This is a genomic window from [Clostridium] fimetarium, assembly GCF_900111235.1.
GTDB lineage: Bacteria > Bacillota > Clostridia > Lachnospirales > Lachnospiraceae > Clostridium_N > Clostridium_N fimetarium.
Genome location: NZ_FOJI01000026.1, coordinates 24,292 through 30,860, shown reverse-complemented (window position 1 = coordinate 30,860; position 6,569 = coordinate 24,292). Strand labels below are relative to the sequence as shown.

Sequence of the window (6,569 nt, the reverse complement as noted above, 5' to 3'; positions counted from 1 at the left end):
AGACTACGAGGTAGATAGGTTAGAGGTGTAAGCATGGTAACGTGTTCAGCTGACTAATACTAATAGGTCGAGGGCTTAACCAAGCGAAACATTGTTTTTGCTACTAAAAGTAAAGTTAAGATAAGTTGCGTAGCAACTTGTAACAGCTTTGCGAAGCAAAGACAATGGTCATAGGATAGAACATACAAGAGAGTTATCTTTAGAGATAAAGATAAAAAAACGGATGATAGATATATTTAATATGCAGTTTTGAAGGAACAATTTTGTTCCATATCTTTGCTATTGCAGAGTTTTGGCCTGGTGGCTCAGTTGGTTAGAGCGCCGCCCTGTCACGGCGGAGGTCGTGGGTTCGAGTCCCATTCGGGTCGTTATAAAAGTTGTTTTTTAAGTTTTATAATATTTGGGATCATAGCTCAGCTGGGAGAGCATCTGCCTTACAAGCAGAGGGTCATAGGTTCGAGCCCTATTGGTCCCACTTATATGCCGACATGGCTCAATTGGCAGAGCAGCTGATTTGTAATCAGCAGGTTATCGGTTCAAGTCCGATTGCCGGCTTTGGTTTTACTGGCGATGATAATTGCATATGTAATACTGTATGGATGGATTCCCGAGCGGCCAAAGGGGGCAGACTGTAAATCTGTTGACTACGTCTTCGAAGGTTCGAATCCTTCTCCATCCATTAACTGTTAATTTTTTATGAAGATTAATAGGTTTACAATTGAGAATCATGTTCATAATTAAATAGTAAGTTAAACTAACGCGGGGTAGAGCAGTCTGGAAGCTCGTTGGGCTCATAACCCAAAGGTCATAGGTTCAAATCCTGTCCCCGCTACTTTTTGCCTAGATAGCTCAGTCGGTAGAGCAGAGGACTGAAAATCCTCGTGTCACTGGTTCGATTCCGGTTCTAGGCACTTTTTTATGGGATATTAGCTCAGTTGGTAGAGCACTAGATTTTTAATCTAGGTGTCCCGGGTTCGAACCCCGGATGTCTCATTAATTATAATAAATAGTTCAAGTACAGATTTATATTGTATTTGAATTTTTTTTTGTATAAAAGTGGTATATGTATATTATTTCATAAAAAATATTGATTTATAGGTACAATATGTTATTATGTAAAAGTATAACTTAAGAAAAAAGTTGAATACGTAAGTTACTAGAAAAGAGGAACGTTTAAATGAGAGGAAATATTAATAAAAGATATTTGAAAAGAAGAAAAAACTGGTTTGAACGTAATCTGGGTTGGTTTATTATAATTTTAATATTATTAGTTATAGCTTGTGCAGGTACAATATTTTGTATTAATATATTTGGAAAAACTAATAATATTGATACAAGTTTAAATGTATCAAAGGAAGCGAATGGTTCACAGAATCTTGAGACAAAACTGGCAGAGTGGATAATAGATGAAGAGCCTGCGAATAAGAAGGTGAATTATACAGTACCAACTAATGTGCAGTATCCATATTACATTAAAGTAAATAGAGCTATGTGCTGTGTAACAGTTTATGGAATTGATAATAATGGTTCTTATACGATTCCGGTAGTTGCATTTGCGTGCTCTGTTGGAAAAGTAGGTGATGAAACAATTGTCGGTGATAATTATAATACGACCGATAAATATCCTTGGCGTTTAATGGTTGATAATTCATATGCCCAGAATGCATTTAGAATTGACGGTGGCTATTTATTTCATTCAGTTCCATATACGATAATGAGTAATGATAGTCTTGAAACAGAGCAGTTCAATTTACTTGGTTCACCAGCGTCACTGGGCTGTGTTAGATTGAAGATGTCAGATGTCAAATGGATATATGATAATTGTGTTGCAGGTACAAAGGTTACAATATATGATGACGCTACGACTCCAGGGCCATTAGGAAAGCCAGATACAATTAAGATTCCGATGAACAGTCCATATGCTGGATGGGATCCAACTGATACGAATGTTAATAATCCATGGTTGAAGTGTAGCTCAAAAATAGAAGGTGCAAAGGATATTATAACTAAAGTTAATGAAAAGGTAGATATTAAGGCCGGAGTGAAAGCGAAAGACACTTGTGGAAATGATATTACAGACAAATTAGTTACGGTTGGAAAATATACATTTGATCAAGTGGGAGAGTATTCTATAAAATATGAAGTTACAGATGCTATTGGAAGTAAAGCAGAAGTGACAGTTAATTTAAAAGTAGTTAAATAAATTAAAAGTAGTTATGAAGTATTAAAGGTAGTTATGAAGTAATAAAAGTAGTTATGAAGTATTAAAAATAGGGCTGTCTAGGACAGCCCGTTTTTAAAATGTTATATCGCAGGATTTGTTATAATTACCAACCAAGCGTTACATCTATCTGTGGATAATTTTTTGTACGACCAAGCGATTTCTTTATACTGCAGGTAGACGAAGTTATGTTAATATCTTTGAAGTCATAATTAGATTTGTTAAATTCCGTCTCAAGATATTTTATGATTACTTCAACTGCAGCCGGTTCGTTAATTAGAAATTCACGGATAGGAACATAAACGTTATATGGCATTGGATGTTTATCCGGAATATCGCCACCTAGGTGAGATGAAAATGCACGCTCTCCATTTTTCTTTGAAATAAAACAGCCGTGTTTTGTAAAATCAATGAATGTATATATTTCTGGAAGTATAGGGTCTAAAATCATTTGTGTAAGCCTCCTTGTATCTAAATTACTCTAGTTAGTATAAGTTTATTTCGTGAAATATGCAATAAGAATAAAAAAAGTTTGTTGTTATTAATTTCCAATTCGAGAAAAAGGATATGAATTAGGATTAAATATTGAAAGGGAAATGATATATGGAAAATATATTTCATAAGTTATTGAACTATTGTGGTCAAGATTTTGTGCCAATGCATATGCCAGGGCATAAACGAAATATAGAAGAGTTTGCTATGGGAAATCCATACGGAATAGATATCACCGAAATTGATGGTTTTGATAATTTACATAATCCAACTGGATTAATCATGAATTCTATGAATGCTACAGCGCAAATGTATGGTGCAAAGAACACATTTTACCTCGTAAATGGTAGTAGTGTAGGAATACTTACGGCAATATCGGCAGTGGCAATAAAAGGACATAAGGTAATAGTTGCTAGAAATTGTCACCGGTCAGTTTATAATGCAGTATATTTGAATGAGCTTAATCCAGTGTATGTGTACCCAGATAGTGTAAATGATTTGGGGATAAATGGTCAGATTTCTAAAAAAAATGTGGATAAATTATTAAATGAAAACAAAGACGTTTTAGCGGTGGTTATTACTTCCCCAACATATGAAGGAATTATATCTGACATTAGTGCAATTGCTGAGGTCGTTCATAAATTCGGAATTCCATTAATTGTAGATGAGGCACATGGTGCACATTTTCATTTTCATGAGGCATTTCCGGAATCGGCACTTGATAATGGCGCAGATATAGTTATTCAAAGTATTCATAAGACACTACCAGCGTTCACACAGACGGCACTTTTACATGTGAAGGGTGATCTCATTGATATTAGCAAAGTAAGTAGATATTTGGATATGTACCAAAGTACTAGCCCATCATATATTTTAATGGCAGGAATTGATAATTGTATGGAATTTTTGCAGACTAAAGGACCAGATATGTTCGAAAAATATGTTGGGAATTTAAAAGCGTTTATTTCAAATATTGAAAAACTAAAATACATTAGTTTGTTTCATACTGACGATATATCAAAATTAGTTTTATATGTTCCAGATGGTCGTTTGAGTGGTAAACAATTATATAATATATTATTAAATAGTTACCATATTCAATTAGAGATGGCCTCATTATATTATGTGATTGCCATGACATCGGTTGGAGATAAAATTGAATATTATGACAGATTTATGAATGCTTTGATTAAAATAGATAATTCACTAGATCATCAAAATCAAGCTGTTTACGATTGTACTTTAATTGGTTGTAATAAATTTGAAGTGCTGACCGCAAAGGTGATCGAATCACCTTATATGGCTATGAATGCTGAATTGGAATTGGTTGAGGTAGAAAAATCAATAGGTAGAATAAGTGGAAGCTCAGTTTGTATCTACCCGCCAGGAAACCCTCTTATATTTCCAGGTGAAATAATATCGGTGGATATTATCAATTGTATAAAAGAAGCATATAATTTGGGATTAGAAATAATTGGATTAGAGGAAACGGATGATAATTTAAATATAGAAACTGAAGATGATTTAAATATAGAAACCAAAGATGATATGAACAATAAAATTAGTGATATTATTACAGATGAAATAGATCGTGTTATTATAGATCAAATAGAAGTTAAAAAAGAAAGTGAAAATAGTAAAAAGAGTAAAAAAAGGGGGATTGCGATACAATGCATGAAATAGTATTTATAATGGGAAAAAGTTCTTCGGGGAAGGACAAGATATTCAAAAAACTTATAGCAGATGAGGAACTCAAACTTAATACGATTGTAATGTACACGACTAGGCCGATGCGGCAAGGGGAGAGTGACGGCGCGGAATATTATTTTGTGAGCGATGATACAGCGGCTAAAATGGAAGCAGAAGGCAGAATTATTGAAATTAGAGCTTATCATACAGTTCATGGAATTTGGAAATATTTCACGTTAGATGATGGGCAAATTGACATAAATAAAGGGAAATATATTGTAATTGGAACATTGGAAGCATATGAGAAATTTTGTGATCATTATGGAAAAGAGCACTTGATGCCGATATATATTGATGTAGATGATGGAATTAGATTAACGAGAGCGCTTGCGAGAGAGAAGAAGCAGGAACATCCAAAGTATGCAGAAATGTGTCGCAGATTTCTAGCCGATAGCATTGATTTTTCGGAGGAAAATATATCGAAACTTGGAATTAAGATACGCTATTTTAATAATGAGTTGTTAGATGGTTGTATTGACCAAATCAAAAAGGATATAATAGAAAAATTAGCTAGGTAATATTTTGATTATATGATACAATGGAACCAAGCTCATTTCATGATAGGAGGAGTTTATTTGGACATTAAAGTAACTGATATTAAGTCTGCAACGCAGATTGAAGCGAAGACTCCCGTGAAAAGTGGGGATGATTCATTTAAATTTACTTTAGTAAGTAATATTGAGGAGAAGGATTTGCAGAGAAGACTTACCTCAATGATGCAGGATATTACGGAACAGGGTGACAAGATAGAAAAACATATGGATATTAAGGATATGAAGCGATATAGAGAACTTGTTAAGGGATTTTTGAATGAGGTTGTTAATCGATCACATGAATTTTCTAGAGAGAATTTCCTTGATAAAAGAGGCAGACATAGAGTTTATGGAATCGTGAAATTAGTAGACAAGAATCTTGGCGATTTGGCAAGCGAACTTGTCAAGGATGAAAAGGATCATTTGGAAATAGTAAGTAGGATTGATGATATCAGAGGGTTACTTCTTGATGTGTCAACTTGAGTAATATATGCTATTGCGTTTGAATTTGGTTTGGATTTAATTTTAGAAAGGGTAATATTATGAATGATTTTTCAGAAATATTAGGACATGACAAAATAAAAGAGCACTTACAGAATGCTATCAAACTAAACAAAGTATCACATGCTTACATTTTTAATGGAGAATCTGGAGCTGGGAAGAAGTCATTGGCAAAAGTATTTTCTAAGACGCTACAATGTGAGGCGAAGGGCGATAATCCCTGTAATGAATGCCATTCTTGTAAACAAGCTGAGTCAGGAAATCAGCCAGATATAATATGGGTTTCACATGAAAAACCAACAAGTATTGGTGTTGAAGATATTAGAGAGCAAGTTATTGGTGATATTCAGATTAAGCCATATAGCAGTAAATATAAGATTTATATTATAGACGAAGCAGAGAAACTTACGCTTCAGGCACAGAATGCATTACTTAAGACAATAGAAGAGCCGCCTGCATATGGAATTATTATTTTGCTAACGACAAATGCTGATACATTTTTACAGACAATTCTATCAAGATGCGTTCAGTTGGATTTAAAACCCGTGAGGGATGAAGTGATTCAGAATTATCTTATTAAGAATTATCAAGTTCCAGATTATCAAGCTAGATTCGCAGTGGCTTTTGCACAAGGAAGAATTGGACGAGCAGTGTCAATTGTGAATTCTAAGGACTTCATGGAGATGAAGGAGCATGCATTGCATGTGCTTAAATATTCTAATGAGATGACAGTTTCAGAATTGATTGATGCAGTTAAATATGTTAATAATTATAAAAACAACATTAATGATTATATTGATTTAATGGCTATGTGGTTTAGAGATGTGCTTATATTCAAAAGTACGAATGATGCTAATCTGCTTATTTTTAAAGATGAATTAACACGAATAAAAAAACAAGCTGAAAAGAGTTCCTATGAAGGACTTGAGGATATTATTGATTCTATGGATAAGGCAAAGTTAAGACTTAAGGCGAATGTTAATTTTGATTTAACATTGGAGCTTATGTTCCTTACTATGAAAGATAATTTGTAACATATTATATAAAAATAAATTTATACAGATATTAAAAAT

General features: G+C 33.6%; 6 protein-coding genes, 7 tRNA genes and 1 rRNA gene. 13 read left to right on the top strand and 1 reads right to left on the bottom strand.

The features are described from left to right. From BMY18_RS19835 to BMY18_RS19795, 9 genes are all read left to right on the top strand, one after another. Window positions 1-83: ribosomal RNA gene (locus BMY18_RS19835) — 23S ribosomal RNA — on the top strand; the annotation flags it as partial. A 211-nt stretch (window positions 84-294) separates the two neighbouring features. After that, a tRNA-Asp gene (locus BMY18_RS19830) sits at window positions 295-368 on the top strand. A gap of 34 nt (window positions 369-402) precedes the next feature. Continuing rightward, window positions 403-475 (top strand) — tRNA-Val (locus BMY18_RS19825). 7 nt (window positions 476-482) lie between these two features. Then, window positions 483-555 (top strand) — tRNA-Thr (locus tag BMY18_RS19820). A gap of 42 nt (window positions 556-597) precedes the next feature. Next, window positions 598-679, top strand: a tRNA-Tyr gene (locus tag BMY18_RS19815). Between the two features lie 79 nt (window positions 680-758). Continuing rightward, a tRNA-Met gene (locus BMY18_RS19810) sits at window positions 759-832 on the top strand. 6 nt (window positions 833-838) lie between these two features. After that, window positions 839-911, top strand: a tRNA-Phe gene (locus tag BMY18_RS19805). Between the two features lie 9 nt (window positions 912-920). After that, window positions 921-993: transfer RNA gene (locus tag BMY18_RS19800), tRNA-Lys, on the top strand. A 184-nt stretch (window positions 994-1,177) separates the two neighbouring features. Further along, window positions 1,178-2,203 (top strand): L,D-transpeptidase family protein, encoded by a 1,026-nt coding sequence (locus tag BMY18_RS19795; protein WP_092458107.1) that lies wholly within the window; start codon window positions 1,178-1,180, stop codon window positions 2,201-2,203. 124 nt (window positions 2,204-2,327) lie between these two features. Here the strand turns inward: BMY18_RS19795 and BMY18_RS19790 are convergent, their stop codons facing one another. Further along, window positions 2,328-2,672, bottom strand: coding sequence for a hypothetical protein (locus BMY18_RS19790; RefSeq protein ID WP_092458104.1), 345 nt, complete (start codon window positions 2,670-2,672; stop codon window positions 2,328-2,330). A gap of 152 nt (window positions 2,673-2,824) precedes the next feature. Here BMY18_RS19790 and BMY18_RS19785 point away from each other — a divergent pair, with 152 nt between their 5' ends. Genes BMY18_RS19785 through holB form a run of 4 tightly spaced genes read left to right on the top strand, consistent with a single transcriptional unit; the run spans window position 2,825 to window position 6,530 of the window. Next, entirely contained in the window at window positions 2,825-4,396 is a 1,572-nt protein-coding gene (locus BMY18_RS19785; protein ID WP_092458101.1) for an aminotransferase class I/II-fold pyridoxal phosphate-dependent enzyme, read from the top strand. Beyond that, on the top strand, window positions 4,384-4,980 hold the full coding sequence (locus BMY18_RS19780) for a nucleoside/nucleotide kinase family protein (RefSeq protein ID WP_092458098.1): 597 nt from the start codon (window positions 4,384-4,386) through the stop codon (window positions 4,978-4,980). The genes BMY18_RS19785 and BMY18_RS19780 overlap by 13 nt, the downstream gene beginning before the upstream one ends. A 57-nt stretch (window positions 4,981-5,037) precedes the next feature. Then, a complete protein-coding gene (locus BMY18_RS19775; RefSeq protein ID WP_242941091.1) occupies window positions 5,038-5,478 on the top strand; it encodes a YaaR family protein in 441 nt (146 codons plus the stop codon). A gap of 59 nt (window positions 5,479-5,537) precedes the next feature. After that, a complete protein-coding gene (gene holB / locus BMY18_RS19770; protein ID WP_092458090.1) occupies window positions 5,538-6,530 on the top strand; it encodes a DNA polymerase III subunit delta' in 993 nt (330 codons plus the stop codon). Window positions 6,531-6,569 lie beyond the last annotated feature (39 nt).

Coding starts and splice junctions, on each gene's coding strand:
- BMY18_RS19795 (WP_092458107.1), top strand. CDS start 1,178: ATGAGAGGAAATATTAATAAAAGATATTTGAAAAGAAGAAAAAACTGG.
- BMY18_RS19790 (WP_092458104.1), bottom strand. CDS start 2,672: ATGATTTTAGACCCTATACTTCCAGAAATATATACATTCATTGATTTT.
- BMY18_RS19785 (WP_092458101.1), top strand. CDS start 2,825: ATGGAAAATATATTTCATAAGTTATTGAACTATTGTGGTCAAGATTTT.
- BMY18_RS19780 (WP_092458098.1), top strand. CDS start 4,384: ATGCATGAAATAGTATTTATAATGGGAAAAAGTTCTTCGGGGAAGGAC.
- holB (WP_092458090.1), top strand. CDS start 5,538: ATGAATGATTTTTCAGAAATATTAGGACATGACAAAATAAAAGAGCAC.